Consider the following 25,843-nt stretch of genomic DNA (forward strand, 5'->3'; position numbering starts at 1 on the left):
GGAGGGGTCATCGCCGGCCGATCAGCCAGGCAAGGTAGGCGCCGCCCAGTACGCCGGTGACCAGGCCGACCGGGATCTGGAACGGTGCGAGCGCACGCTGAGACACGAGGTCGGCCACTGCGAGAAGCAAAGCGCCGGTGACGGTGGCGGACGCAAGTGCGGGCGTGGGGGAGCGGGTGAGTCGGCGGCCCAGCTGTGGAGCCGCCAGCGCAAGGAAGCCGATTGGGCCCGACACCGCGACGGCCGCGCCCGTCAGCGCGACGCCAAGCAACGCGGCGAGCAGGCGGACCTGCGCCGGACGCACACCCAGAGCCGTGGCCAAGTCGTCGCCGGTTTCCAGCACACCGAGTCGGCGTCGGAGGCAGGCCGTGAGTACGAAGAGCACCAGGAGTACGACGGCGAGGAAGCGGACCGGTGATCCGTTGATGCCGTTGAGGCTGCCGAGCAACCACAGCTTCGCCTCCTGCGCCCGTTCGGGATCGGCGCGGGTGATCAGGTAGTCGTTGACTGCGGCAAGCATCGCGCCGACCGCGATGCCGCCGACGATGAGTCGCTCGCCGCGGAGTTGGCCTCGGCCGGTGAGCGCGAGTACGGCGACCGCGGTGAGCAGACCGCCGAGGACGGCCCACACCGCGACCCTGGCTCCGGTGGCGTTCCCGATCAGGAGGGCAAGCAGCGCGCCGGATGCCGAGCCGGTCGTGAAACCGATGACGTCGGGGCTGCCCAACGGGTTGCGCGAGATGCTCTGGAACAACGCGCCGGCCAGTCCGAGGGCGGCGCCGACTAGCAAGGCCGCGATGGCTCGCGGAAGGCGTTGGCCGACGATGATGAACCGCTCGGTCTGGTCGCCGCCTCCGGCGAGGATGTCGAGGACTTTGAGGGGCGCCACGTGGTAGTCGCCGAGCACGAGCGCGAGTGCTGACACTGCGAGTGCGATGAGCAGCAGAAGGCCGCACACCAGCCCCGTCCGTTGGCGGCGGGAGCGGATCGCCGCTCGTACCTCGAGGGCGGCCGTCACAGTGCGCGTGTCCGTCGCAGGACGGCTGCCAGCAAGGAGGGCGCGCCGATGAAGGCGGTCACGATGCCGACCTCCAACTCGCCCGGCGGCGCGACTACCCGACCCAGGATGTCGGCAGTCAGCACGAGCGCCGGCCCCGCCAACACGGAGTACCCAACGAGACGCACAGTGTCCGGCCCGACCCACCACCTCAGGAGTTGGGGGACCGCGAGCCCGACGAAGCTGATCGGCCCGGCGGCCGCCGTCGCGGCCCCGCTCGCCAGAATGACCGCGAGGAAGCCGAGCCCACGGGTCCAGGCGACGCGGACACCGAGCGCAGCGCCGAGTTCATCACCGAAGGCCAGCGCATTGAGCGGACGGCCGAGCGTGAGCGCCAGTCCAATCGCCACGACGGAGAACGGCAGTACGGCGGTGGCGACGTCGGAGCCGCGATCGGCGAGCGAGCCGACGACCCAGAAGCGGTACGAATCGAAGGTCGTCGAGTCGAACTGGGTGACGATGCCGGTCGCGGCGCTGATACTCGCCGAGATGGCCGCACCGGCCAGGACCAGCCGGATGCGTCCCTGATCGCCGGCATCGCGACCGGCCAACCAGTACACCAGAGCCGCCGCGATGGCTGACCCAACGAAGGCGAACCAGGCGTAGCCACTGACCGAGGTCACGCCGAGCAGCGAGATGGCTAGTACGACGGTCAGCGCTGCGCCGGCGTTGACTCCGAGCAGACCGGGCTCGGCAAGCCGGTTCCGGGTCAGCGCCTGCATGATCACGCCCGCGACGGCGAGATCGGCGCCTACCAGAACCGCAAGCACGGTCCGCGGCATCCGCAGGCGCCAGACGATGATCGAGGCCGCGTCCCCATCAGGCGCGAAGACCGCGTGACCAACCTGTCCCAGGCTGAGCGGGCGGGAACCGATGGCCAGGCTGACAAAGCCGAGTCCGACCACGAGCGCGAGCAGGCCGACCCAAAGCACGCCAGACCGCTTCTGCCGCACCCGAACGGACGACTCCGCAGTCGCCAGCCCCACGCTCCACCTCCGCCACGTCTTAGCGAAGGCTTACCTTACCTCGGCCGCTCGAAGGCTCCGTCCGGCGGCTCCCACGGCGGTCAGTCGACGACGGCGGGTGGTGCGCCCTCCTCGACGACGTCCGGCTTGGGTTGTTTGCGCGGGAGCATCAGGGCCGGCACCAAGGTGATGACCACCAGCACCCAGGCGACCCAGTAGCTATGGGCGAACGAGTTGGCCGCATCGACGAGCCCGCGGGCGATGGCGGCCGGGTCGATGTGGAGCTGGGCCAGGCTGTCCGGCCGGGTGTTGGACAGGATCGCCGCTTGCGTCTCACGGAGGCCTGCGCCCAGGCCGGGGACGTTCTGCGTACCGGGGATGATCGGCGAGTTGTTCAGCTGGTTGGTCAGGATGACCGACATCGTCGCGACGCCGACCGAGGAGGCGATCTGCTGGGAAATGTTGAGCAGCGTCGACCCGCGCGCGACCTGATGCCCGGTGAGCGTCCTGAGTGCCGTGGTGAACAGCGGCATCATCGTGCCGCCCATCCCGAAGCCCATCACGACCAGCATCGCGATGATCAGCAGGTACGGCGTAGTTGCGGTGATCTGGGTCAGGCCGAACATGCCCACGACGATCAGCGCCAGCCCGACAGGCACGATTCGTCCGACAGGGACCTTGTCCACGAGCCGTCCGGCGATCGGCATGGTCACCATGGCTCCGAGTCCTTGCGGCGCGACCAGGAGGCCCGCGTGCAATGTGGACTCACCACGGATCTGCTGGAAGTACGTCGGTACCAGCAGAAGGCCACCGAAGAACGCGGCGGCGAACAAGAACATCGTGATGATCGAGATGGTGAGGTTGCGATCGCGGAACAGCCGCAGATCGAGCAGCGGATGCTCCGGCCGGAACGAGTGCCAGACGAAGGCCCCCATCAGCAGCACCCCGGCCAGCATCGAGAGCCAGACCCGAGGCGCTGTGAAGTCGCCGCCCTCGGCCGGCAGCGAGGAGACGCCGAAGAGGAACAGCGCCAGTCCGGGGGACATCAGCGCGACGCCGAGGAGGTCGAGCGACTCCGTCCGCTGTGCGTTGTCCCTGGCCAGGGCGCGCCAGGCGTAGATCAGCGCGATCACGCCGAGCGGCACGTTGATCAGGAAGATCCAGTGCCAGCTCGCCACCTGGATCAGCCAGCCACCCAGGATCGGTCCCGCGATCGGGCCGAGCAGCATGGGTACGCCGAGGATGGCCATCAGGCGGCCCATCCGGTGCGGTCCCGCGGCCCGCGTCATGATCGTCATCCCGAGTGGCATCAGCATGCCGCCGCCCAGCCCCTGCAGGACCCGGAAGCCGATCAGCATGTTGATACTCGTCGCGGTCGCACACAGAGCGGAGCCGGCCGTGAACAGGAAGATCGCGGTCATGTAGAGCCGCTTCGTCCCGAACCGGTCCGCCGCCCATCCGGTCAACGGGATGACGGTCGCCAGCGCGAGCGTGTACGCCGTGACAGTCCAGGCGACGGTCGAGTAGGCGACCGGACTGTCCGGCGTACCGAACTCGGCCTGGAACGTCGGCAGCGCGACGTTGACCACCGTGATGTCGAGGATCGACATGATGGCGCCGAGCACCACCACACCGGCGATCTTCAGGACGGCGGCATCGATATTGTCGGGATAATCAGGTTGAGTCGCAGACTGGCTCATGGGTGGATCCCCCCTCGGCACGAATCACAACGCTGCCGAGCCTACGCGCCAACCCACACCCCACACGAGCAAATTCCCCGAGTCAGTCGACGGCGAGCTGGTGACGGTCGGTGAAGGTTCCAGGGACGGCGTACACGTCAATCGGCGTTGCGGACTCCCTCTGCTGCGTCGCGGATGAGTTGGGCGGTCTCGTCGGGGTGGGAGACCATCGCGAGGTGGCCGGAGTCGACCTCGATGGTGGTCGCGCCCATCCGGTTCGCGAACAGGCGTTCCGCGTCCGGCGGGATGGCTTGGTCCCCGGCGCCGACCAGATACCAGGTCGGCAGCGACTTCCAGGCCGGTACGCCGATCACATCGGCGAACGCGGAGACGGCGAGCGGTTGCTGTACGGCGTACAGCACGTTGGCCTGGACCGGGTCGACGCCGGAGGCGAAGTGGTTGACGAAGTCGTCCTCGGACAGCCAGCCGAAGCCCTGCTTGTCGGTGAACAGGTGCTCGAGTGCCGGGGTCGTGGGTCCTTGGGAGAGCAGGCCGCCCAGGGACTCACCGTTGTCGAGCCCGAACGCCGCGATGTAGACCAGGCCGGCCACGTTCGGGGCCTCGGAGCCCAGGGCGGTGGCGATCTGACCGCCGTACGAGTGCCCGACGACGATCGTCGCGCCGTCCTGGAGTTCGAGCACGTGCCGCAGCCTGGCCACGTCATCGGCCAGCGAAGTCAGTGGGAACTGTGGCGCGGTCACGTGGTAGCCGTCAGCCTGCAAGCGCTCGATGACGCCGCTCCAGCAGGAGCCGTCCGCCCAGGCGCCATGGACGAGAAGAATGTTCGGTCGCGTACTCATCTCGGGCTGTCCTTCCGTAGGAGTCGCTGCCATGCTTGCCAGCCGGTGGCGATCTGGGTATCCGCAGGTTGACTGCACCCCTCCACGAAGCTCGTATGCTGGCTGCGATCGAGGGGGCGAGGTGGCCATCGGGTTGATCGGGCGGGACAGCGAGCTCAAGTGGCTGTCAGATCTCCTGGACGCGCCACCGGCGACCAGCCAGGTCCAGGTCTTGCTGGGCGAGCCGGGTCTGGGCAAGACCGTGCTCCTGACCGAGCTGACCAGACAGGCCGCGTCCCAAGGCCGGAGGGTACTCAGCGTTGCCGGTCGAGTCTCCGAGCGTGACCTGGCCTTCGCCGGGCTGCATCAGTTGTTGCGGCCGGTCCTGGAGCGCGTTCCGACGCTGCCCGATCGGCAATCCCAGGCCCTGCTGAGCGCGTTCGGTCTGACCGACGACCCGGTCCCACCCGATGCGCTCCTGATCGGCATCGCCGTACTGACGCTGTTGTCGGCGGTCGCCAGCGATGCTCCGTTGCTCGTGGTCGTCGACGACAGCCAGTGGTTGGACCGTGCGTCGCTCGACAGTCTTGCGTTCGCTGCGCGGCGACTGGACACCGAGCCGCTCGTGCTCGTGCTCGCCGCCCGCGGTGTCACCGCTCCGCCCGGAATCGACTTCCCGGAGCTCGTCCTCAAGCCTTTGAGTACGCCGGAAGCCGGGCTGCTGCTCGATGACCAACCGGACCCACCGCGTGGCCGAGCCCGCGAGCAGGTACTACTGCAGGCACGCGGAAACCCGCTCGCGCTGATCGAGTTGTCGAAGGCAATCGCCGCCGACCCGAGCGCCGGCCGGCGTTGGACCGCCGAGCCCTTGCCACTGACCGAGCGCCTGACCAGCGTGCTGGCTACGCAGTACGGCGTACTGCCCGCGTCCGCACGGGCCGCGCTGCTGCTCGTCGCGGTGGCGGACAGCCCGGACGTGGCCGCGCGGCTTCCCGGGCTCACGCTGGGACCGGCTGAGCAGGCCGGGCTGATCCGGCTGAGCGAATCCGGCCCGCAGTTCGCGCATCCGCTGGTACGGGCGGCGATCTATCACGCGGTCCCGTTCGCCGAGCGGGCTGCGGCGCACCTGGCTGTCGCGGAGATCCTGCACGACCAACCCGATCGATACGGCTGGCACCTCGCGGCAGCGGCGCTCGAGCCCGATGAAAAGCTCGCCGTACTCCTCGAAGACACCGCGATGCAGGCGCAGCGGCGAGGTGGTGCCGCGGCTGCCGCACGAGCCCTGGAACGGGCGGCCGAACTCAGCCCTGCCGAAGACGACCAGGCTCGACGGTTGCTGGCCGCGGCCGGTCTTGCGTTGGCGGCCGGTCAGGCGGACTGGGTCCAGGACCTCGCGCGCCGGGTCCTTGCCGTGACCGCCGATCCGCATCTGCGCGTCGCCGCCCAGCAGCGGATCGGATGGGCGCTGGTTTGGTCCAACCAGCATGCGGCCGCGCTGACGACCCTGTTGGCTGTCGTAGAGGAGGCGTCGCCCGAGCTCCCGATCGTCGCCTGGGATGCGATCGGCCTGGCCGCCACCGTCGCGTATCAATCCGGCGCACCCGCCGACCGGGCCGCCGTCGTACGCGCGATCGACCGGCTGCCCGAGCCTGCGCAGCCAACTGCGGACTGGCCGGACGGTCTCGCGGACGAAGAGCGGATCTGGGTACGGGCGTGCACCAACCCGGTGGCTGGGCACGCGGACGGCGTTGAGCTGCTACAACGGATCGTGACGCGGCCAGTGACCGATCTGGCGAAGGTTGGCGCGGCGGCCTGGCTCCTCGACGAGACCGAACTCGCAGTCCGGCTGCTGCGCGAGGCGGTCGATCGGCAACGTGCTCCCGGCACCGTGGGTCGCGCTGCGGCGGCGCTGTCCGCGCTGCAATGGGCTTGCATCGACACCGGCCGGTGGGACGAAGCGCTCGCGGCGGCCCGCGAGGCGGCGGACGCGGCGGCGGCGTACCGGATGGAATTGGTTGCCGCGACGGCGGATCTCTGTGTGGCATCGGTCAACGCCTTGCGTGGCGAGCACGTGTCATCGCTGCTGGCCAGTGCGGCGGCGTACGCCGACTGGCGGGAGTACCGGTCGGTGGCCGCGCGCGCCCATCACGCAGAGGGTATGGCGGCGTTTGCCCAGGGCAACGTTCAGGCGGCGTATGCCCAACTGAGACAGCTGTTCGACGAGGCGGGTACGCCGATACACCACCACGTCTCCTATCTGGCTGTCGCCGACCTCGCGGCCGCCGCGGTCCGGACCGAGGATCGGCTCGAAGCGCGGACCCTCCTCGAGCCCGCGCTGATGACGATCGAGGAGACCAGCGGACCACGACTGCAGCAGCTCGCCGCTCGGGCTCGTGCGCTGCTCGCCGAACCGGTCGACGCCGAGTCCTACTTCGAGAAGGCGCTGGCCGATCCCGCGGGGGAGCAGTGGCCGTTCGAGCGGGCCCTGTTGCGGCTCGACTACGGCGGCTGGTTGCGCCGGCAGCGACGGATCAACGACGCCAAGCCGATCCTCGCGGCGGCCCTCGACACCTTTCGCCGCCTGGGTACGACGCCGTGGACCAAACGGGCCGAGTCCGAACTGCGGGCCAGCGGCGTACTCGATGCGCCAACGGCACCCAACGCCCTGGCCGAACTCACCGCACAACAACGCGAAATCATCCTCCTCGCCGCCCGCGGCCTGACCAACGCCGAGATCGGCGACCGCCTGTTCCTCTCACCCCGCACGGTCGCCTCTCACCTCTACCGCGCGTACCCCAAACTCGGCATCGCCGGCCGCCACCAACTCCACGACCTTCTCTAGCCCTGCAATGCCGCGAGTACGGCGAGAACGCGGCGGTGATCGTCCTGCGCGCCATGTAGCCCGAGCTTGCTGAAGATGTTCGCGATGTGACTCTCGACCGTCTTGAGGCTGACCGTCAACCGGTTCGCGATCGCCGAGTTGGACCGGCCTTCGGCCATCAGCGCCAGTACGTCGCGTTCCCGTTCCGTCAACGCTGCAAGGGGATCGGTGGCCGAGTCCGCACGCATCAGGTGCCGCACGATCTCCGGGTCAAGCGCCGTACCGCCGGCCGCAATCGTGCGCAGTGCGCCCATCAGCGTCTCGACGTCGACGACCCGGTCCTTGAGCAGGTAGCCGAACCGCGCGGCGTGATGCTGAAGCAGCTGGGAGGCGAAGTGGGTCTCGACCGCCTGGGACAGCAGGAGTACGCCGAGACCAGGCATCCGGCCGCGGAGCTCGATCGCCGCTGCCGCGCCTTCGTGCGTGTACGTCGGCGGCATCCGGATGTCGACGATCGCGATGTCGGGCAGGTGCCGATCGACGGCCGCGATCAATCCGGTGCCGTCGGCAACGGTTTCGCAGACCTCGACGCCGGACTCGGCCAACAGCCGAGCCAAACCCTCCCGGAGCAGGGCGGAGTCGTCCGCGATCACTACCCGCATGGCAGCACCGCTTCGACTCGAGTCCCGCCGCCGGGCTGGCTACACGCAGACAGCACTCCGCCGAGGGCCGCGACTCGGTCGGCAAGACCTTGCAGTCCGCGACCGCGGGGATCCACTCCACCCAGCCCTTCATCGAGTACGGCGACGTGCAGCTCGGCCTGGTCAGCTGAGACGCGGATCGTCACCTCGTCCACCCCGGCGTGCTTGACGGCATTCGAGACCGCCTCCGCGATCACGAACCAGGCTGCGCTCTCCACTGATGCCGAGAACCGCTGATCGATCACGTCGAGCTTCATCCGCACCGGGATCCGACTGGCCAACTCATCGGTCGCCGCTCGCAGACCACCTCCGGCTAACGCGGCCGGTTGCAACCCGCTGGCCAGGTCGCGGAGTTCCTGCATCGTCAGAGCGAGATCCGTGATGGCCTGATCGACCTCAGCCCGCAGTACCGCTTCAGCGCCGTTGACCCGAGCCGAACGGAGCTGAAGTGCGATCGCGAGGATCCGCTGCTGCGCGCCGTCGTGGAGGTCGCGCTCCATCCGGCGGCGTTCCTCCAGATGCGCACCGGCGAGCCGGGCCCGCGACTCGGTGATCTGCTCGACCTGCTTGGCGAGTTCCGCCCGCAGACCCAGGTTGTCGATCTCCGCGGCCGCCTCCTGAACAAGGGCTTCCACAACCGTCCGCTCAGAGCGCGCCGGGTCGAACTCGACGAGTGCACTCACCTGCCCCCGGCGTACGACATCAACTACGTCCGAGCTGGGCACTGCGGCGCGCCCGTCCGCGGTGACCCAGCCGCCGTCGGAACGGAAGAGAGCGCGCACCCGCGGATCTCCGGTCGCCTCGATCAGCAATGCCCCGAGCTCGGGCGCCGGCGACTGCGCGAGCCCGGCCCGCACCACCTGAACGGCGTCGAACCGACGGCGGTTGAAGCGCCGGTCGACCACTCGACGCGCCCACAGGTACGCCGGCCGCGCGACCCCGATCGCCGCCAGCGTGGCAAGGATCGTCAGCAGTTGCGAGTCAGCTCGCACGGGCAGGCTCTTGGTGATCACGACGACCACGAGGGCGAAGACAGCGAGGACCGCGCCGGTCGAGATCGCGTACGCCGTGGAGTCGATGACGATCCGCTCCACGTCGTACAAGCGGTACTTCGCCACCGACAAAGCGGCACCAAGCGCAAGGGTGATGACGCAGATACTCAGCACCCAACCGGCCAGGTCGTCGAACCCGGCGTACGACGCAACGAACGACGCGATCACGATCGGCGCGATCGGCGTTGCTCCGGCGACCAGCCAGAGCAACTGCTGGCGAGCCTCACCTCTGGCCCGACGGAAGGCGGCCGCGAGGACGTAGACCGAGGCAAGGAGGCAGAGGCCGAGCACGATCACCGCAATGAACGCGAGCACTTTCATCAGACTGCCTGCGATTGCCCAGGGGCTGACAATGCCGTCGTACGGCGGTTCGAGTGGCGTGGAGCGAAGCAGGGCGGCGATTTGGAAGACCACGCCGGAGACGACCGTGAGGATCGGGAGTGCGCGCGACGAGGGGCGGACGGCGGGGGTGAACTGGAGGCCTAGCGCGAGGAAGACGAACCACCAGACGAAGCTGCTGTCGCTGAAGGTGGCGATCAGCGCGGCGTGGTCCGGTCCGGGCGTGGAGGCCACGTACACGTCGGTGAACCCGCTCCAGGTCAGGGCCGTGCCGAGCCCGAGGAACGCCCAGCCGGCGGGCTGGTCGACGACGCTCCAGGTGAGGAAGACGCCGACCGCCCAGCAGACCAGCATGGCGACGAGGTAGAGGACGTCCGACGGGCCGGCGATGAGGCGGCCGTGGTGGACCGCGAGCTGGGCGACGCAGAGTACGGGTGCGAGCGGCCAGGTGACCGCTCGCACCAGTACCCTCCCGGTCCTCCCCATCTCGTCATAGTGGCAGCAAAATCGCCCGGTGTACTCAGGGACAGCCCTGATCCGAAGACCGGTGCCCACTCCGTCGTACCTGCGGCGCGAAAGTTCGACGCTGGACGGACTCACTCGAACCTAGGAGTCTTGTCATGGCAACCATCACCCGTACCTCAACCGCCAGGACCTCAGCAGCGAAGGTCGCGTCCGCCGCGTCGGTTCTCTTCGCGATCGCCCTCTTCTGGACGGTCGCCAGCGTCGATGTTCCGCACAAGGCGAACGACGCGAAGCTGCTCGATTGGTGGCAGCAGAGCAGCAACCAGCTGTCCGGCATCGTTTCGCAGTACTGCGCGATCGCGGCGGCCCTGTTGTTCGTCGTACTCATCAACTACGTCAGGACGCTCACCGCGAAGACCGACGCCGTGCAGTGGTCGGCGTTCGCGCGCTCGATGGGCCTGATCTTCAGTACGACGCTGCTTGTGTCCGCGGCGCTGCGCGGAGTGATCGGGCACATGATGAAGATCGACGGCGAGCCGTTGCCGGGCCTCGACGTACTGCGGTACTCGACGGCACTCAACTACGACCTGATCGGCAGCGTCACGATGACGGCTCTGGGGCTGACGATTCTCGCCGTGTCTGTTGTCGTCGTACGGACGGTGGTTCTGGCCAAGTGGTTCGGGTACGTCGGGCTGGTGTGCTCGGTGATCATCCTGGTCGCGAGCGCGGCGATGATCGGCCAGTACACGATCATCCTGTCGCTGATCTGGTCCCTCTGCCTCAGCGTCGCGATCTGGCGCCGGCCGGCCACCAGCTGACACCCCGCGTTCTGGCCGCGGCCAGCTGACCCGCGTGTCCTGCAATCTTCTCTGGGTGGGCGAGGCAGGCAGTCCGGCACTGGCAGGCGATCGGCGGTCGCGTGACTGTCCCTGATCGAACTGTCCCGCCGCAAAATCCGCACCATCCGCGACCTACCCCATGCACCGCCGACCTGCCAATGCGCCGCACCCCCACCGACCGTGACAGCAGCCGCCCTCGCCGCTGTCGCGACCCGGCGCCACCGCCCGCTGCAGCCCGCCCCGCTCGCCGTCGCCCTCCCCACCGCGCCACGAGCGGCCCTCCCCGGCGCGACTGCCCGGATCTGGGCCACTTTGTGCACCGGAGCCGTACGCTCAGCGCCCGGCGGTACGGCTCTGGTGCACAAAGTGAGCCCGCGCGGCCGAGTGGCCGGGTTGGAGGCGGTCGTGAGTCACTGACCAAGTGGCCGTTGTGCTGGGTGGGCACGCTCGGGGGCGGGGCGGGGAGGACGTGAGGCCGGGGTTGGTGAGTGACGCAGATCCGCGGCGCTCCATACCGGTCGGCGAAGTCCTGGCGTGGCGCGTCGTACGGTAGCGGCATGGGGCGGCGGAGTTGGGTTGAGCAGGTTATGGGGCTGCCGGTCAGCGTGCTTGCTCGCGGGGAACGGGCCGAGTCTGAGCGGGCGGACGCGGCGGTACGGGCGGTGTTCGCCGAGTTGGTTGAGGTCGATCGGGTGTTTTCGCCGTACAAGCCTGATAGCGCCGTGAGTCGGCTGGCGCGGGGTGAGGTGGGATGGGATGAGGTGGATCCCGTCGTTCGGGAGGTGGCTGAGCGGTGTGTGCGGGCGCGTGATCTGACCGGTGGGCTGTTCGACGCGCAGCTGCCCGATGCTCAGCTGCCTGACGGCGGCTGGGATCCGTCGGGGCTGGTGAAGGGCTGGGCAGTCGAGCGTGCGGGTGCGCAGCTGCGAGCAGTTGCCGACCTCGACTGGTGCCTGAATGCGGGTGGTGATGTCCTCGTGGTCTGCCCGAGCGGTCGCCCGTTCACGGTCGGGATCCAGGACCCGCGCGATCCTGGTCGAGTGCTCGCCAGTGTCGCCCGGACCGAGGGCGCGGTCGCGACGAGCGGTACGGCGGCACGAGGTGCGCACCTGTATGACCCGCGGACCGGCGGTCCGGCCGTGACCCGGTGGGCGTCGGTGTCGGTGAGTGGTCCGTCGCTGGAGTACGCCGACATCCTGGCGACGGCCGCGTTCGTCGCGGGGGAGGACTGGCCGGCGGTACTCGCGGCCCTGCCCGGTTACGAAGGCTTGGGGATCCTTGCTGACGGCAACCTGTTCGCGACGGCGGGCTGGCCCTCAAGCGAAGCGGTGGCAGGATGAAACGGATCCTGCTGATCGAGGACGACGCCGACCTCGCCAGCCTTCTCGACAGAGTGCTCACCGACGAGGGGTACGCCGTGACCCGCGCCGGCGACGGTCATACCGGACTGCACCTCGCGCTGACCCAGCCGGTCGAGGCGATGATCGTCGACCGCGGCCTGCCCGCCGTCGAAGGGCTGGACCTGATCGCGCGATTGCGCAGCCGGGGTGTCAGTACGCCGATCCTGGTGCTCTCAGCTCGCAACAGCACCGAGGACCGAGTCGACGGCCTCGACGCCGGTGCTGAGGACTATCTAGCGAAGCCGTTCGAGCTGACCGAGTTGCTCGCCCGCCTGAGGGCGTTGCTGCGAAGGCACCTCGACCACGCCGGCCATCTGACCGTCCCCGGCGGTTCGCTCGATCTCGCAACGCGCACAGTACGACGTACCGACGGTTCGAGTGTGGAATTGTCCGAGCGCGAGGCCACCTTGCTCGGCCTGCTGGCCGCACGGCCCGGCGCAGTGTTCAGCCGTGGCGATCTTCTGGACCGGGTGTTCGACGAGGCGGAGTCCGAGACCGTCGTCGATACCTACGTGCACTACTGCCGGCGCAAGCTCGGGCGCGGCGTGATCAGTACCGTCCGCGGTCTCGGCTACCGGCTGGGCAGTTCGTGACCGGACGGCCGATCGGTGACGAGGTCCTGGTCCGCCGGGCCGCCCGCGGCGTAGCCGTCCAGGTCGCGGCTCTGGTCGCGGTGGCAATGCTGGTCCTGATCGCTCTGGTCACCATCGTCGTGGTCCGCGGTCAAACCGGCGCCGCCGACGATCTCCTCAGGACCGCGATCGCGACAGCCGACGACGTCGGCGACCCACCGGCCGGCACCTGGCTGGTCATGAACGGCTCAGTGACGCCCGGCCTGCCGAATGACCTCCTCCCGGAGCTGGCCGCGATGCGAAACAGCGCCACCGAACAGGTCCGGCTGACCACGATCGAGAACGACGAAGGCGAGTACCGCATCGCCACCGGGATGCCCAAAGGCAAGCTCGTGCAGGCGGTACTCAATCTGGCGACCGCACACCGAGAGCGCGCCCGCCTGTTCCAGGCCATGGGTTTCGCAGCCGCCCTCGGCCTGTTGTTCGCCGCGCTCCTAGGCATCCTGATCGGACGTCGCGCCGTCCGGCCGTTGGCGCAGGCGCTCACCTTGCAGCGGGCGTTCGTGGCAGATGCCGGCCATGAGCTGCGTACGCCGCTCACCTTGCTGAGCACCCGAGCCCAGGTCCTCGGCCGTGCCCTGCGGCGCAGCGGTTCGACCGACGAGATCCTGCGCGACTCCGACGGCGTCGTACAAGACACGAAGCGCCTCGGCGAGGTGGTTGACGATCTGCTCGCGGCCGCCGCCGACCCGCGTGGCGTCGAGGGTCATGAACCGGTCGATCTCGCCCGGATCGCCGAAGCGGTCGCGGAGAGTGCCGGCGCACACGCGGAACAGGCCGACGTACGGCTGCGCTGGCATGCGGACGGCGACAGCCTGCTCGTGCTCGGTTCGGCGAGTGCGATCCGGCGGGCGACGATCGCGCTGGTCGACAACGCGATCGACCACACGCCGGCGGACGGCGAGGTGCGGATCGCCGTACGGCGGCATCGGAGGGACGTGATCCTCGCCGTCAGCGACACCGGTCCCGGGATCGCGCCGGAGGCCGCGCAGCGAATCCTGCGCCGGTTCGACTCAGCCGGTCATCGCGCCGGCCGCGCGCATTATGGTCTCGGTCTGGCTCTCACCCACGACGTCGCGAACCGGCACGGCGGTCAGCTGCGGTTGGTTCCGGGCGACGTCGGTGCGACCTTCGAGTTGGTCTTACCGGGCATCGAGGATCCTGGTCAAAGGAACAACTAAGAATCCGCGGTCATCGTCGGAGTATGACGGGCGGTGGTGGGGTGACGGCGACGACGCGTCGACAACGGATCGCGCACGCCCGGTCACGCCGTACGCCGGTCTGGTGGCGCGACGCGATCGGCGTTCTGTGCTGGATCAACGTGTTGATCGTGATCGTGCTGTGGGTGTCCGGACGGGGACTGCAGTCACTCGGATCCGGGCCGGCGGATCTGTTCACATCGCTTGGCCGGCTGTCCGGGTTGGTGGCCGCGATCCTGTTGCTGGTGCAGGTGTTCCTGATGGCCCGGGTACCGATGATCGAGCGGACCTTCGGGCAGGACGAGTTAGCGCGTCGGCACCGGTTGGTGGGCTTCTGGTCGTTCAACCTGCTGATGGTCCACATCGGGCTGATCCTCGTCGGCTACACCCTGCGCGATCACAACAACCTGCTCCGCGAGACGTGGAACGTCACCACGACGTACGGCGGAATGCTGCTAGCGGTCGTCGGAAGTCTGGCGCTGACGGTTGTCGCCGTCACGTCGGTCCGGGTCGCCCGCAAGGCGTTGCGGTACGAGTCGTGGCACCTACTCCATCTCTACGCGTACGTCGGTGTTGGACTGTCTGTGCCGCACGAGATCTGGACCGGAGCGGACTTCACGACCTCGCACGTGGCGCGGGTGTATTGGTGGTCGGCGTACGCCGTCGCTCTGGTCGCGATCCTGCTGTACCGGGTCGCTCTGCCGCTGTGGCGGACGCTTCGACATGGGCTCACCGTCCGCGAGGTCGTTCGCGAAGGTCCGGGCGTGGTGACGGTGGTGCTGGCCGGTCGCGGTCTGCATCGGATGGCAGTCCAGGCCGGTCAGTACTTCGTGTTCCGGTTCCTCGACGGTCCGGGCTGGTCACGGGGCAATCCGTACTCGTTGTCTGCCTCGCCCGCGCCCGATCGCCTGCGAGTCACAGCCAAGGCGTCCGGTGACGGCAGTAGGCGGCTGGCCGGGCTGCGGCCCGGTACGAAGGTCGTCATCGAAGGTCCGTACGGTCGGCTGACCGGTGAGGGACGGGTCACCGAGAAGCTCGCGATGTTCGCGTGCGGTATCGGGATCACGCCGCTGCGGGCCTTGCTCGAGGACCTGCCGTACGAGCCGGGCAACGCCGTACTGGTCTATCGAGCTCACGATGCCGACGACCTCGTGTTCCGTGACGAACTCGACCAACTGGCTCGCCTCCGCGGGATCACCGTGCACTACGTCCTCGGCCCGCGGATCCGGAAACGGCAGTCATGGCTGCCGGCGGACGCTGCGACCTGGACCGACGAGGACGCGATGCGCCATCTCGTCCCCGACATCAAGCGGTACGACGTTTACGTGTGCGGACCCGATCAGTGGATGGACGCCGTGTGTGCGGCTGCCACCGGACTCGGGCTGCCGTCGAACCAGCTGCATCAGGAACGGTTCTCGTGGTGAGAGGAGTACGTGCGTGAGGCGCGGGATTAAGTTGGTCATGTCGGTCGCGAGCGTGGTGGTCGTCGGCCTCGGCCTGCGGGCGAGCGTCCAACTGGCAACTCATGCGGTCTCGGCCCAAGCCGGGCAACCGACGAAGCAGCCCGCCCGCACGAGACCGCGGACCCCCAGTCGATCCACAGCCCGGACGACGCCGACTCCATCGGCGCGCCCTTCGAAGTTGGTGACCGTCGCCGGTGACGTGGTGCAGACGCAGTACGGGCCGGTGCAGGTCGAGATCAGCGTGCGGAGCGGGAAGATCACGCAGGTCCACGCACTCCAGCAGCCGAGCGGAGACGGGCAGACCGACTCGATCAACAGTTACGCCGTACCGCAGCTGAATCAGGAAGCCCTCGCCGCCCAAAGCGCACAGATCGACACCGTATCCGGCGCCAGCTTCACCTCCGACGGCTACCAACGATCGCTGCAATCGGCCCTCGACGCAGCCCATCGAGCCGGCGCGCGATGACCAACCACACGGCGCGCCTACGACGCAACGCGGCGGTCATCGGAGCAACCGGAGTACTGCTCGGCCTGCTGTTCATCTACCCGACGAGCACCAACCGGACCGACTCACCGACGACCAGCGCGGCCAAGCCCGGCGTCGTCAGCACCGCACCAGCGAACGGCGGCCTGACGGCGAACGGCACCTCAGCCGACACCCGATTCGGCCCGGTCCAGGTCAGCGTGACGATCCGCGCGAACCGCCTCGTCGCCGTGAACGCTCTCGTCTACCCGGACTCGGGAGGACGCGATCGGGAGATCAGCTCGTTCGCCCTCCCACAGCTGGAACAGGAGGCGATCGCCGCCCAGAGCGCACAGATCGACACCGTCTCAGGCGCAACGTTCACCTCAGACGGCTACCGCCGCTCACTCCAGTCCGCCCTCGACGCAGCCCACCTCAAGGGCTGATCCACTCCAAGAAATCCCCAAGAGCTGTACGCCGACCAAGCGGGCCTGCGAAGGCGAGTTGGAGCGGCTGGGCGCACGGAGAGTGACCGTTGACAAGGGGTGGTCGCGCGAGGATGGTGAGCGGCACAAGGCGCATACGGGTGGAGGTCTCAGGCGTGTACGCCGGAGATGACTAAGAGTGGCCGGGGGGCTGCTGTAAGGGGCCACGTCGTATGGCGAACATGAGTCCTATCAGGCGTCGCGCGATGATCGCGGGCATCTTCTTCCTGGGGACCGAGATCACGTCGATCCCAGCCTTGCTGCTCTACCAACCCGTTCTGCGGGACGGCAACTACCTTGTTGGAGCTGACTCCGACAACCGCGTGCTGCTCGGCGGGCTGCTCGAGTTGTTGCTGGTTGTCACGGTCATCGGGACGGCGGTCACGCTGTATCCGGTGGTGAAGCGGCAGAACCACAGCATCGCGCTCGGGTACGTCTGCGGCCGGCTGCTCGAGGCTGCGATCATCGTCGTCGGTGCCGTCAGCGTCCTCACCGCAGTGACACTCAGGCAGGACCTGACAGGTCTGGCCGGCAGCGACTCCGCCGGCGCCGCTGTCGTGGAGAGGTCACTGGTCGCGATCCACGACTGGACCTTCCTGATCGGCCCGAGCTGGGTGCTGGGCATCAACAGCTTCCTGTTGGCGTACCTGCTGTATCGAGCCGGCCTGGTCCCGCGCGCGATCACGATGCTCGGCATGGTCGGCGGCGGCCTGGCCACGGTCTCCGCAACCGCAATGCTGTTCGGCGCCTACGGCCAGAGCGTTCACACAGTCCTCGCACTGCCGGTCTTCGCGTGGGAGGTCAGCGTCGCGATCTGGATGATCGCCAAGGGCTTCAAGCCCTCCCCGCTCACCACCACACCCTCCCGCGAACTCGGCGGCAACGCACCATTGCCGCTCGGTTGAGAGTCGGACCGCCAGGCATGCAGAACCCGGTTGTGAACGCTCACAAGTACTACGTCGGCGGGGTTGTGCATGCGTGGCGGTCCGCCGGACAGTTCTAGCGGGTGACGTGGGCGACGTTTTGGCGGTCTTCTTCCTCGGGGCTTGGTTCGGTGCTGAACCAGGCTTCGAGGATTTCGGTGAGGAGCGGCTCGGAGGTCAGGCGGAGGCTGAGCGCCAGGACGTTCGCGTCGTTCCAGCGGCGGGCGCCCTCGGCTGTGTAGGCGTCGGTGCAGAGAGCTGCCCGGACACCTGGCACCTTGTTGGCGGCGATGGACGCGCCGGTGCCGGTCCAGCAGCAGACGACGGCTCGGTCCGCAGTACCGGCGGCCACCTCGCTGGCGGCGGCTTGGGAACAGACGGCCCATTGCGGGTCGTCGCCTGGGCTGAGCGCGCCGTACGTGATGACCTCGTGGCCGCGGCCGCGCAGGTTCGCGACGAGTGCGCGCGCCACCGGTTGGTCCATGTCCGACGAGACGGAGATCCGCATACCGCTGAGCCTAGCGTGGACGTTGCGTTGTGCATTGATGCGCGGATCTGCATCATAGGATCCACAATCACGCAGCGAGAAGGAGTGGTCCGGAGTGACTGCGAAGTGGACGTTCGTGCTCTGCGATGCGCTCGCGAAGGTGCACCCGGTGAGGGATCCGCGGCCCTCGGCCGTGACCCGGTTCCAGGCGTTCCTCGGTGAGCCGGCGTCCTTCCAGCTTGCGTACCGCCCTCCGCTCGACCCGACGTTCCGCAACCCGAGCCCACTCCAGGTGCGGGTCGAAGGCGCGGCCGCTGACCTGGTCACGGTGTCGAGTGTCGACCTCGTGCCGTGTACTTTCGTCGCGCTCCCAGGACATGACGACGGCTACGAGTACGACGAACCTGGGTTGTATCCAGACCTGTTGCGACCCATCCCGAACGGCGAGGTTCCCGTACGGTTCGGCAGTTGGGGAGCGCTGTGGTTCGACGTGACAACGTCCGATCCCAAGCAGGCCGGCGTACACGAACTCACGATCGTGATCACCGCGCCCGACGGTTCCGAACTCCATCGAGAGCCGGTCTCCGTCGAGCTCACCGGTATCGAGCTGCCACCACTCGACATCGTGTCGGGTCACTGGATGCACCTCGACTCGTTGGCGGATCACTACCGCGTTGAGGTATTCAGCGAAGAGCATTGGGCGCTGGTCGACCGCTTCATCGCAGCGGCGGCGGAGATGGGTGCGACGTCGCTGCTCGCGCCGGTGTGGACGCCGCCGCTCGACACCGCGGTCGGTTCGTACCGCACCGTCGTACAGCTCATCGAGATCACGGCGACCGGCGACGGGTACCGGTTCGGCTTTGATCGGCTTCGGCGCTGGCTCGACCTGTGCCGGCGCAACGGGATCACCGGGATCGAGGTCGCGCATCTCTTTACCCAGTGGGGCGCAGAGGCCACGCCTGGCATCGTGGTGAGCGAGGAGCGAGCCTTCGGTTGGGACGTCCCCGCGACCGACGCGCGGTACCGGACCTTGATGGAAGCGCTCCTGCCGGCGCTGCAGGCCGTGCTCGACGAAGAGTGGGACCGCGACCACGTGGTCTTCCACATCTCGGACGAGCCTTCAGGTGAGAAGGGGCTCGCGAGCTACCTCGCCGCGAAGGCCGTCGTCGCCGACCTCCTGAAAGGCTGGACAGTCGTCGATGCCCTCAGCGAGCACTCCTTCTACACCTCGGGCGCCGTTGCCGTGCCGGTCGTCGCGACCGATCACGTCGAACCGTTCCTAGCCGAGCGGCCGGAACGGATGTGGGTCTACTACTGCGTCAGCCAGGATCGCGACGTCGCGAACCGCTTCATCGGGATGCCCTCGTCACGCAACCGCGCGATCGGCCACCAACTGTTCGCATCCCGCGTCGACGGCTTCCTGCACTGGGGCTTCAACTTCTGGTACACGTGGCACTCGATCCGGCAGATCGACCCCTTCGCGGACACCTCAGCCGGCGGCGCGTTCCCGTCCGGCGATCCCTTCATCGTCTACCCCGGACCCGACGGAACACCCTGGCTGTCGATCCGGTACCGCGTCTTTGCCCAGGCAATGTGGGACTACCGCGCGCTGCAGGCCGTACGCACGGCTCACGGGGAGGCCGCGGCCCTGGACATCATCGATCCCGACCGGACTCTGCGCTTCAACCGACCCGTGCTCGAGCCGGAGCACTACTACCAGGCCCGCCGGCGCATGACCGCAGCGTTAACCACCGTGTGAGAGTGCGGCCATGATCGTGTCGATGTTCTTCATCAGCGACAAATGGCCTTCGCCGGGCACCAAGTCGAGGGCTGCCCCGGCGACGTGTTCGCCGAGCCAGCGGCCGTGGTCTCGGGGGACCATCCGGTCCTGATCGCCCTGCCAGATCGAGACCGGAACCTGGATGCCGGCCAGATCGATACCCCAGTCGGTCAGGAACGCGAGATCGTCGTCGCGCCAACCGTCGTACCCGCTCGAGACCGCAGCACGGCACGACGCGGCCAGGTAGTCGGCCATCCCATCGCGAAGAGCCTGCTGATCAACCGCCGACAGCAGACCGCCGAACGCGGCGATGATTTCGTCAGGCTGGATGTCCTTCAGCTCGGCGCCGGCCTCCGCAAGGAACTTCTCGAGCGCCTCGATGCCGGCCGCCGCCGCTCCGAACTCCTCAACGTTCTCCGGACCCATCCCGGCTAGCCAGTCGAGCCCGTCAGCGTCGTACGGCGCCACGCCCGCGATGATCGCCGCACCGCGGCACCGCTCCGGCAACAGCGCCGCACAGGCGAGTGCGTGAGGCCCGCCACCCGACCAACCGAGGGTCACGAAATCATCGGCCCCCACCGCGTCGAGCAACGCACTCACGTCACCGGCCACATCAGCCACTCGTCGTCCTGGCTGTGGACTGCTGTCCCGATACCCCGGTCGGCTGTGCGTAACGAACCGCATGCCGTACCGAGCAGCCGCCTCGGCCACAGGCTCCAGCGCCATCGCCACGCCAGGCGTGCCGTGATGCATCACCAGCGGCCGCCCGCCGGCCGGCCCCTCAACGAGGTACTCCAGGACCCGCCCGTCAGAAAGCTCAAGTCGCTCCACATCCCAGATCCTAGAAGCCCAGGATGTACCTTCCTAGCCGAAGCCCACGTTCGAGCGCCTGGAGGTCCTGTGTCGACCGAGTCAACGAAACCTCGCCAGCAGCACCACCCGGTGGTACTTGCCCATGAGGCGGCGCGTGCCGCCAGTGTGCAGGTGCGGATCGCCGACGCGATCACGGCCTTCGCCGGCTCGATGGGGTTCGTCTACGCCCACGTCGTGGTGTTCGCGGTCTGGATGTTGTTCATCGAGGGCAGTCCCTGGCCGACGCTGACCCTGATCGTGTCGCTCGAAGCGATCTTCCTGTCCACCTTCGTGATGATCGGCCAGAACCGGCAGGCGGCGTTCCAGCAGGCGAAGGCCGACCACGACTTCAACGAGTCGGAGCTGGAACTGAAGACCAACACCCAGCTGACCCGCGAGATCCACGCCCTCACCACCGAACTCCACCGCCGCCTGGTAGCAGAGAAGACAGACTGACGACAGGCCCGGCGAACTCGGGCCTAATGGCCTGTGGTTCGGGCCTTTCGGTGCGTAGTCGCGGCGGTGCCGCGGGCCAAGAATCGAACCATCACCGTTCAACTCTTGGCAGCCGCGCCTCGCGGCTCGAAAGGAACCGATCATGCGCCGCAAGACGTTCGACGCGCTGCTCACCTCCGCCGGGCTTGTCCTCGCGATCGTCCTGGTCGCGGCGGGTGGCCTGTTGCTGTGGGCACACAACTTCGTCGACAACCAGGTTCAGAGTCAGCTCGCCGCCCAGAAGATCTTCTTCCCCAAAGCGGGCAGTGACTCGCTCAACGACCCGGCGGTCAAGCCGTACCTTTCCCAGTACGCCGGCCAGCAACTGGTGACCGGCGCTCAGGCCGAGGCCTACGCCAACCACTTCATCGCCGTCCACATCAACGAGCTGGCCGGTGGCAAGACCTACTCGCAACTGTCCGCGGAGGCGCAGGCCAACCCCAACGACACCAAGCTCGCCGGCCAGGTCCAGACCGTGTTCCGCGGTGAGACGCTGCGCGGCCTGCTGCTCAACGCCTACGCCTTCGGGAAGATGGGGCAGATCGCCCTGATCGCCGCCATCACCGCGTTCGCGGCGGCCGGACTCCTGCTGGCGCTGTCGCTCCTCGGCTATGCCCACCTCCGCCGGGTTCCGGTCGAGGCCGAGGTCATGCCGAGGCTGACCGGAGCGGTTCCCCACACCGCCTAACCGGGCAGAAACGAACCGCCGGCCCATCCCGGGCCGGCGTTTCGTCGTTCCAACTCAGGCCGCTCCAGCAGTCCGCCTTGCGCCTTGCGCTCGAAGGCTCAGGTAGCAGAGCCCGGCCAGCGGCACAGGCGCCCAGAACTGCAGCAGGCGCCAGGACAGAACGGCGAGTACGGCGGTCTCGGTCGGGACGCCGAAGCCGAAGAGGCTCGAGACGGCGATGCCCTCGACCACTCCGATGCCACCAGGAGTCAGCGGCAGTACGGCGGCCAGGTTCGCAGCGCAGTACGCGAGCAGCAACGGGATGGGGTGGATCGGCTCGCCGTAGGCGGCGAGGAAGGTCCAGAGGACGGCGGCATCGAGAAGCCAGTTCAGCGTCGCCCAGACGAGGAACGCTTTGAGGACGTGCTGGTCGGACAGGACGTCACGCAGCCGGAGCGCGACCGTTGCGATCCACGGCCGGACACGGTGGGGGAGTCGTTGCAGGATCGCGCGGAGGAGACGTCCGGCGTACCGCTCGAGGTTGGATCGCTCGCGGATGGCGAGTACGCCGCAGGCCAAGGCGACCAGGCCGATCAGGAACATGACCAGGTACGCCGTAGTTGCCTCACGCAAGAACACCGCAGGGATCGACGTCAACCAGGCGAGCAGCACCAGCGCGAGCGGCGAACCGATCGCCTCGGCCGTGACGGTCGCCGTCACGTTCGTCGGCTGCGCACCGCCCATGACGAGCAACCGGAAGCGGAGAGCAGTCGCCGTTGCGGCACCACCGGGTACGACGTGACTCACGCCGTACCCAGTCAGATCGGAGCGCAGGATCCAGTTGAAGTGGACGTGCTGTTTACCCAGCAGGGCACGGCTGAAGAGCGAGTAGCAGACCAGACTTCCCGCTTCGAGCACGACGGCGGTGACCACCCAGGCCGGATTGAGCTCCGAGACACGGTGGAGGGACTCCCGGGCCAGGGCGAGCTTCGGCAGGACGATGTACTCGACCACCGCGAACAGGATCACCAACGACACAGCCGTCCAGACCCGCCGGTACCAGGCCGGCCGAGCTCGGATCGCAGTATCCATCGGTCGCACTCCCTCCCGACACCAGTTTGCACTGCACCGTTTGGTCCCTGGGGAGCAGGACCTTGGACTCTGACCGCGGCGTCGCGGGCGGGCGATGCTGGAGTCACTGGGGGGATGTCGGTTCGCCGGGCGGATTCAGGAGGGGTGGTCACGGCTCGATCGTGGTCGCGGCGGCTCTGGTCCGGCGAGCCGGTGCATCCCACCGAACACAGCTGTCGGAAGGATCTGAGCAGAGATGAACAGCGAGTACGTCGTCCGGCTGGACGGCATTGTCGATCCAGGACAGGTGGGTGTCAGGGCGGCCCGTCTGGCCGAGCTGGCCCGCGAGGGAGTCCGGGTTCCGAGGGGTTTCGCGGTCACCGCGGAGGCTTACGGTGAGTTCGTCCGGGACGCCAGGCTGGCGCCCGAGATCGCGCTGATGGTTCGGCGGGTCCGGGCCGGTCGCGACCTGGTGATCGCCGCGGCAGAGATCCGGTCCGCCTTCTGCGAGGCTCCGATGCCCTCGACGGTGGTCGAAGAGATCCTCGAGGCCTATCGGGAGCTTGGTGGCGACGGCACGGAGGTCGCCGTACGGTGCAGCCCGGTGACTTCTGACGATGCTGTCCGGGACGACGTCTTCCTGCACCTCAGCACGGGAGCCGAGGTCGTGGCCGCCTGCCGGCGATGCTTCGCAGCGCTGTACAGCGCCGTTGCCCTCAGCAACCGGGAGGCCGCGGGAGCCGACCAGCACCGGGCCGTGATGCCGGTGACCGTACAACGGATGCCCCAGGTCGGCAGCTACGCAATCCACGCCGAAGGTCCTGCGCTGGTCGGGACCGTGGTCCCTGGCGGATAGCGTGGTGGAGCGGGATGCTGGGGAGCGCCGGTCCGGGTGGGGTACGGCGTGGAGCCGAAGGAGATGGCGATGACGATCAAGGTGTTCCTGCTCGACGATCACGAGGTGGTGCGGCTGGGGCTGCACCAGCTGCTCGACGCGGAGCCGGACATCGAGGTCGTCGGTGACGCCTCGACCGCGGCGGAGGCGATCGCGCGGATACCCGCCGTACGCCCGGACGTCGCGGTTCTGGACGTCCGGCTGCCTGACGGTGACGGGATCACGGTGTGCCGGGAGATTCGCTCCTTGATGGATGAACCGCCGGCCTGCCTGATGCTGACCTCGTTCTCCGACGACGAGGCGTTGTTCACCGCGATCATGGCCGGCGCCGCCGGGTACCTGCTGAAGCAGATCCACGGTCAGGCGCTGGTCGAGGCGGTACGCCGTCTTGCCGCCGGCGAGTCGCTGCTGGACCCGAGCATGACCGTCAAGGTCCTGGAACGCCTTCGGCACCCTACTCAGGCCGAGGATCCGCGGTATGCCTCATTGACCGAGCAGGAACGCCGCATCCTCGCCGAGATCGCCGAGGGAAAGACGAACCGGCAGATTGCCCAGTCCCTCTTCCTCGCCGAGAAGACGGTCAAGAACTACGTCTCGTCCCTGCTCCGCAAACTCAACCTGGAACGCCGCACCGAGGCCGCCGTCTTCGCCATCGAACACACGAAGAAGCAACCTCGGGCGTAGTGCGGCAGGTCAGCCGAGGTAGTAGTCGGCCGGCTGGTTGGGGCGGTGCCAGGTGCTGCGTTGGGTGGCCTGGATGGCGGCGCCGATGTCGGCGGCCCACGCGCGGACCTTGGCCCAGTCACGGAAGTCGCCGGACAGGCTGCCGGTAGCGAGTCGGCGGGCCAGGAAACCGGTGGCCGTTTCTGGTTCGAGGCGACCTGCGAAGGTGACCGCGGGTGTCGCACCGATCTCGTGAGCGAGGCGGCGGACGGCCGCCGGCATGGCCTGGTCCTGGTCCACGTCGGGGCCGACCGGGCCGCTGTGGAACAGCCAGACCTGGCGTTTGCGGAGCTCGTCGACGTTGTGGCTGAGGAACCGGACCGCCTCTCGTCGCCACCGGCGCAGGTAGAGCGCGCTGCCGAGCACAACAGCGTCGTACGACGTGATGTCGTTGACCCGCGCGACGTCGAGGACGTCGACCGTCTGCCCGTGGGAACGGAGCTCGTCGCCGATTGCCTCGGCGATGCCGGCAGTCGCGCCGGCCTTGGTGGCGTAGGCGACCAGCACCTTCTTGGACATCATGACGGATCCCTCGGGAGGAAGTCGGCGAGCGGCCGGCGGGCGGTGCCGTCGTGCGGGTGATTGTGGCCGAAACGGATGACCATGTGGGCGTGCCCCTGCTGCTGGGTGAGGCTCTGCACCTCGCGGCGCAGGTCGTCGAACTCGAGCGGCTGGTTGAGGAACGACGCGCTCAGACCGGCCCGGGTGGCGGTCAGCAGGACTCGCTCGAGCGCGGCACCGGCCGCGACCTGGTCGGCCGGCTTGTCCGAGGACGTGGAGAGTACGGCGAGCGCCGGGTGCGGCTCGAACTTGCCGATCGGACGCAGGTGATCGTCCGGCCGAGTAGCCAGGTCGCGGACGGGCGAGGGGTAGCTGGCAGCTCGCGGTCCGAGGGCCGAGCTGGGGATGCCGTCGGTTGCCCGCTCGCCGCCGACCCACCGGGCCCGTTCCGTCCGGCGGTGCCAGTCGCCGATCTCGCGCAGGTCGGTGTCGAGCACCAGGTCGAGGACCGCGCGGACGTCGTCCTGCTCGAGCCAGTTGAGCTCGGCGCCCTCGGCGTACGCCGCCTGCATCAACTGCACGCGGAGCTGCTCCGACACCGACGTCGCATCGGTCGGATTCCGGTCGGTGTGGCGGTGCGGGATCTCTTCGGCGAGATCGCACAGGCTCTCGTTCCGGGCTCCGGCGGGTTCGAGGACGACGCGGGCGAGCAGATCGGGTTCCTCCGGGTACGGCGCGAGTCCGAACCAGGTGCCGTACCCGAGGCTCTCGGCCGCGCACCGCAGGTTGAAGGTCGCGGCGCCGGCCGCGATCCGCATCGCGCGGCCGGTCGGGTCCTCGGCGGGCAGCGTGCGTGATCCGTCCAGATAGACGTCGATCACCTGACCGTCGACCTCGAACCGCCAAGGCTGGGTGTTGTGCATGCTCGGCGCGGCGACCGCCGCCGCGAGCAGGATGTCGAGGTCCCTGATCGGGAGTTTCTCGGACACGGGGTGCTCCTCCCACTGGTTTCCTTCAGCTTCGCCGGAAGGAGGTGGGTGGCGCTGCGGG

The 25,843-nt window shown here is 68.3% G+C and carries 26 protein-coding genes; 15 read left to right on the plus strand and 11 right to left on the minus strand.

Annotated features, from left to right (window positions below; genetic code table 11):
• Nucleotides 1–7: 7 nt before the first annotated feature.
• The 4 genes from EV650_RS03915 to EV650_RS03930 form a co-directional block, all read right to left on the minus strand.
• Nucleotides 8–1,018 carry a FecCD family ABC transporter permease gene (locus EV650_RS03915; RefSeq protein WP_202874377.1) on the minus strand — a complete coding sequence of 337 codons (1,011 nt, stop codon included), beginning with the start codon at nucleotides 1,016–1,018 and terminating at the stop codon, nucleotides 8–10.
• Nucleotides 1,015–2,043: a FecCD family ABC transporter permease gene (locus EV650_RS03920; protein WP_166678013.1), complete on the minus strand. Its 1,029-nt coding sequence runs from the start codon at nucleotides 2,041–2,043 to the stop codon at nucleotides 1,015–1,017. The genes EV650_RS03915 and EV650_RS03920 overlap by 4 nt, the downstream gene beginning before the upstream one ends.
• An 80-nt stretch (nucleotides 2,044–2,123) precedes the next feature.
• A complete protein-coding gene (locus tag EV650_RS03925; protein ID WP_134115391.1) occupies nucleotides 2,124–3,722 on the minus strand; it encodes a DHA2 family efflux MFS transporter permease subunit in 1,599 nt (532 codons plus the stop codon).
• A gap of 137 nt (nucleotides 3,723–3,859) precedes the next feature.
• Complete coding sequence (locus tag EV650_RS03930) at nucleotides 3,860–4,561, minus strand: alpha/beta fold hydrolase (protein WP_134115393.1); 702 nt, start codon at nucleotides 4,559–4,561, stop codon at nucleotides 3,860–3,862.
• A 121-nt stretch (nucleotides 4,562–4,682) separates the two neighbouring features.
• Between EV650_RS03930 and EV650_RS03935 the strand changes: the two genes are divergently transcribed.
• Nucleotides 4,683–7,382 (plus strand): AAA family ATPase, encoded by a 2,700-nt coding sequence (locus EV650_RS03935; protein ID WP_166678014.1) that lies wholly within the window; start codon nucleotides 4,683–4,685, stop codon nucleotides 7,380–7,382.
• Here EV650_RS03935 and EV650_RS03940 read toward each other — a convergent pair.
• Both EV650_RS03940 and EV650_RS03945 read right to left on the minus strand, forming a co-directional pair.
• Entirely contained in the window at nucleotides 7,379–8,023 is a 645-nt protein-coding gene (locus tag EV650_RS03940) for a LuxR C-terminal-related transcriptional regulator (protein WP_134115397.1), read from the minus strand. The two genes, EV650_RS03935 and EV650_RS03940, sit on opposite strands and share 4 nt — an antisense overlap.
• Nucleotides 8,014–9,939: a sensor histidine kinase gene (locus tag EV650_RS03945; RefSeq protein WP_134115399.1), complete on the minus strand. Its 1,926-nt coding sequence runs from the start codon at nucleotides 9,937–9,939 to the stop codon at nucleotides 8,014–8,016. Before EV650_RS03945 ends, EV650_RS03940 begins: the two co-directional genes overlap by 10 nt.
• A gap of 134 nt (nucleotides 9,940–10,073) precedes the next feature.
• On the opposite strand from EV650_RS03945, the gene EV650_RS03950 reads away from it, so the two are divergent.
• The 9 genes from EV650_RS03950 to EV650_RS03990 all read left to right on the plus strand — a co-directional run bounded on the left by EV650_RS03950 (nucleotide 10,074) and on the right by EV650_RS03990 (nucleotide 17,304).
• On the plus strand, nucleotides 10,074–10,736 hold the full coding sequence (locus EV650_RS03950) for a hypothetical protein (protein ID WP_134115401.1): 663 nt from the start codon (nucleotides 10,074–10,076) through the stop codon (nucleotides 10,734–10,736).
• Between the two features lie 201 nt (nucleotides 10,737–10,937).
• On the plus strand, nucleotides 10,938–11,174 hold the full coding sequence (locus EV650_RS03955; RefSeq protein ID WP_134115403.1) for a hypothetical protein: 237 nt from the start codon (nucleotides 10,938–10,940) through the stop codon (nucleotides 11,172–11,174).
• 71 nt (nucleotides 11,175–11,245) lie between these two features.
• Nucleotides 11,246–12,097: an FAD:protein FMN transferase gene (locus EV650_RS03960; RefSeq protein WP_202874379.1), complete on the plus strand. Its 852-nt coding sequence runs from the start codon at nucleotides 11,246–11,248 to the stop codon at nucleotides 12,095–12,097.
• Nucleotides 12,094–12,750, plus strand: a complete 657-nt coding sequence (locus EV650_RS03965) for a response regulator transcription factor (protein ID WP_134115405.1) — start codon at nucleotides 12,094–12,096, stop codon at nucleotides 12,748–12,750. The genes EV650_RS03960 and EV650_RS03965 overlap by 4 nt, the downstream gene beginning before the upstream one ends.
• Nucleotides 12,747–13,970, plus strand: coding sequence for a sensor histidine kinase (locus EV650_RS03970; protein ID WP_134115407.1), 1,224 nt, complete (start codon nucleotides 12,747–12,749; stop codon nucleotides 13,968–13,970). The genes EV650_RS03965 and EV650_RS03970 overlap by 4 nt, the downstream gene beginning before the upstream one ends.
• Before the next feature lie 23 nt (nucleotides 13,971–13,993).
• Entirely contained in the window at nucleotides 13,994–15,412 is a 1,419-nt protein-coding gene (locus tag EV650_RS03975) for a ferredoxin reductase family protein (RefSeq protein WP_134115409.1), read from the plus strand.
• A 13-nt stretch (nucleotides 15,413–15,425) separates the two neighbouring features.
• The gene (locus EV650_RS03980; protein ID WP_238174009.1) at nucleotides 15,426–15,917 is read left to right on the plus strand and encodes an FMN-binding protein; all 492 of its coding nucleotides are present in this window, start codon (nucleotides 15,426–15,428) and stop codon (nucleotides 15,915–15,917) included.
• Nucleotides 15,914–16,360, plus strand: a complete 447-nt coding sequence (locus EV650_RS03985; protein ID WP_134115411.1) for an FMN-binding protein — start codon at nucleotides 15,914–15,916, stop codon at nucleotides 16,358–16,360. Before EV650_RS03980 ends, EV650_RS03985 begins: the two co-directional genes overlap by 4 nt.
• A 221-nt stretch (nucleotides 16,361–16,581) precedes the next feature.
• Nucleotides 16,582–17,304: a DUF4386 domain-containing protein gene (locus tag EV650_RS03990; RefSeq protein ID WP_134115413.1), complete on the plus strand. Its 723-nt coding sequence runs from the start codon at nucleotides 16,582–16,584 to the stop codon at nucleotides 17,302–17,304.
• Nucleotides 17,305–17,398: 94 nt separating this feature from the next.
• Here EV650_RS03990 and EV650_RS03995 read toward each other — a convergent pair whose 3' ends face one another.
• Nucleotides 17,399–17,830, minus strand: a complete 432-nt coding sequence (locus EV650_RS03995; RefSeq protein ID WP_134115415.1) for an RpiB/LacA/LacB family sugar-phosphate isomerase — start codon at nucleotides 17,828–17,830, stop codon at nucleotides 17,399–17,401.
• 94 nt (nucleotides 17,831–17,924) lie between these two features.
• Here EV650_RS03995 and EV650_RS04000 point away from each other — a divergent pair, with 94 nt between their 5' ends.
• Nucleotides 17,925–19,568: a DUF4091 domain-containing protein gene (locus EV650_RS04000; protein WP_134115417.1), complete on the plus strand. Its 1,644-nt coding sequence runs from the start codon at nucleotides 17,925–17,927 to the stop codon at nucleotides 19,566–19,568.
• On the opposite strand, the gene EV650_RS04005 is transcribed toward EV650_RS04000, so the two are convergent.
• Nucleotides 19,554–20,420 carry an alpha/beta fold hydrolase gene (locus EV650_RS04005; protein ID WP_134115419.1) on the minus strand — a complete coding sequence of 289 codons (867 nt, stop codon included), beginning with the start codon at nucleotides 20,418–20,420 and terminating at the stop codon, nucleotides 19,554–19,556. The two genes, EV650_RS04000 and EV650_RS04005, sit on opposite strands and share 15 nt — an antisense overlap.
• A gap of 111 nt (nucleotides 20,421–20,531) precedes the next feature.
• Here EV650_RS04005 and EV650_RS04010 point away from each other — a divergent pair, with 111 nt between their 5' ends.
• The gene (locus EV650_RS04010) at nucleotides 20,532–20,897 is read left to right on the plus strand and encodes a DUF1003 domain-containing protein (protein WP_202874383.1); all 366 of its coding nucleotides are present in this window, start codon (nucleotides 20,532–20,534) and stop codon (nucleotides 20,895–20,897) included.
• A 142-nt stretch (nucleotides 20,898–21,039) separates the two neighbouring features.
• Entirely contained in the window at nucleotides 21,040–21,624 is a 585-nt protein-coding gene (locus tag EV650_RS04015; RefSeq protein WP_134115423.1) for a hypothetical protein, read from the plus strand.
• Between the two features lie 54 nt (nucleotides 21,625–21,678).
• Here EV650_RS04015 and EV650_RS04020 read toward each other — a convergent pair whose 3' ends face one another.
• Complete coding sequence (locus tag EV650_RS04020) at nucleotides 21,679–22,695, minus strand: lysylphosphatidylglycerol synthase transmembrane domain-containing protein (protein ID WP_134115425.1); 1,017 nt, start codon at nucleotides 22,693–22,695, stop codon at nucleotides 21,679–21,681.
• 235 nt (nucleotides 22,696–22,930) lie between these two features.
• On the opposite strand from EV650_RS04020, the gene EV650_RS04025 reads away from it, so the two are divergent.
• The gene (locus EV650_RS04025; RefSeq protein WP_134115427.1) at nucleotides 22,931–23,530 is read left to right on the plus strand and encodes a PEP/pyruvate-binding domain-containing protein; all 600 of its coding nucleotides are present in this window, start codon (nucleotides 22,931–22,933) and stop codon (nucleotides 23,528–23,530) included.
• A gap of 69 nt (nucleotides 23,531–23,599) precedes the next feature.
• Nucleotides 23,600–24,253, plus strand: coding sequence for a response regulator (locus EV650_RS04030; protein ID WP_134115429.1), 654 nt, complete (start codon nucleotides 23,600–23,602; stop codon nucleotides 24,251–24,253).
• A 9-nt stretch (nucleotides 24,254–24,262) separates the two neighbouring features.
• On the opposite strand, the gene EV650_RS04035 is transcribed toward EV650_RS04030, so the two are convergent.
• Together EV650_RS04035 and EV650_RS04040 are read right to left on the minus strand one after the other, a co-directional pair.
• Nucleotides 24,263–24,814 carry a flavodoxin domain-containing protein gene (locus tag EV650_RS04035; RefSeq protein ID WP_238174010.1) on the minus strand — a complete coding sequence of 184 codons (552 nt, stop codon included), beginning with the start codon at nucleotides 24,812–24,814 and terminating at the stop codon, nucleotides 24,263–24,265.
• Entirely contained in the window at nucleotides 24,811–25,782 is a 972-nt protein-coding gene (locus tag EV650_RS04040; RefSeq protein WP_134115431.1) for an Acg family FMN-binding oxidoreductase, read from the minus strand. Before EV650_RS04040 ends, EV650_RS04035 begins: the two co-directional genes overlap by 4 nt.
• Nucleotides 25,783–25,843 lie beyond the last annotated feature (61 nt).

It is taken from the genome of Kribbella kalugense (assembly GCF_004365875.1).
In the GTDB taxonomy this organism is placed as follows: Bacteria; Actinomycetota; Actinomycetes; order Propionibacteriales; family Kribbellaceae; genus Kribbella; species Kribbella kalugense.

Bases quoted from the DNA above. Each gene is read 5' to 3' on its own strand.
- EV650_RS03925 (WP_134115391.1), bottom strand. From the start codon at position 3,722: ATGAGCCAGTCTGCGACTCAACCTGATTATCCCGACAATATCGATGCC.
- EV650_RS03930 (WP_134115393.1), bottom strand. From the start codon at position 4,561: ATGAGTACGCGACCGAACATTCTTCTCGTCCATGGCGCCTGGGCGGAC.
- EV650_RS03940 (WP_134115397.1), bottom strand. From the start codon at position 8,023: ATGCGGGTAGTGATCGCGGACGACTCCGCCCTGCTCCGGGAGGGTTTG.
- EV650_RS03945 (WP_134115399.1), bottom strand. From the start codon at position 9,939: ATGGGGAGGACCGGGAGGGTACTGGTGCGAGCGGTCACCTGGCCGCTC.
- EV650_RS03950 (WP_134115401.1), top strand. From the start codon at position 10,074: ATGGCAACCATCACCCGTACCTCAACCGCCAGGACCTCAGCAGCGAAG.
- EV650_RS03965 (WP_134115405.1), top strand. From the start codon at position 12,094: ATGAAACGGATCCTGCTGATCGAGGACGACGCCGACCTCGCCAGCCTT.
- EV650_RS03975 (WP_134115409.1), top strand. From the start codon at position 13,994: ATGACGGGCGGTGGTGGGGTGACGGCGACGACGCGTCGACAACGGATC.
- EV650_RS03985 (WP_134115411.1), top strand. From the start codon at position 15,914: ATGACCAACCACACGGCGCGCCTACGACGCAACGCGGCGGTCATCGGA.
- EV650_RS03990 (WP_134115413.1), top strand. From the start codon at position 16,582: ATGAGTCCTATCAGGCGTCGCGCGATGATCGCGGGCATCTTCTTCCTG.
- EV650_RS03995 (WP_134115415.1), bottom strand. From the start codon at position 17,830: ATGCGGATCTCCGTCTCGTCGGACATGGACCAACCGGTGGCGCGCGCA.
- EV650_RS04015 (WP_134115423.1), top strand. From the start codon at position 21,040: ATGCGCCGCAAGACGTTCGACGCGCTGCTCACCTCCGCCGGGCTTGTC.
- EV650_RS04020 (WP_134115425.1), bottom strand. From the start codon at position 22,695: ATGGATACTGCGATCCGAGCTCGGCCGGCCTGGTACCGGCGGGTCTGG.
- EV650_RS04025 (WP_134115427.1), top strand. From the start codon at position 22,931: ATGAACAGCGAGTACGTCGTCCGGCTGGACGGCATTGTCGATCCAGGA.
- EV650_RS04030 (WP_134115429.1), top strand. From the start codon at position 23,600: ATGACGATCAAGGTGTTCCTGCTCGACGATCACGAGGTGGTGCGGCTG.
- EV650_RS04035 (WP_238174010.1), bottom strand. From the start codon at position 24,814: ATGATGTCCAAGAAGGTGCTGGTCGCCTACGCCACCAAGGCCGGCGCG.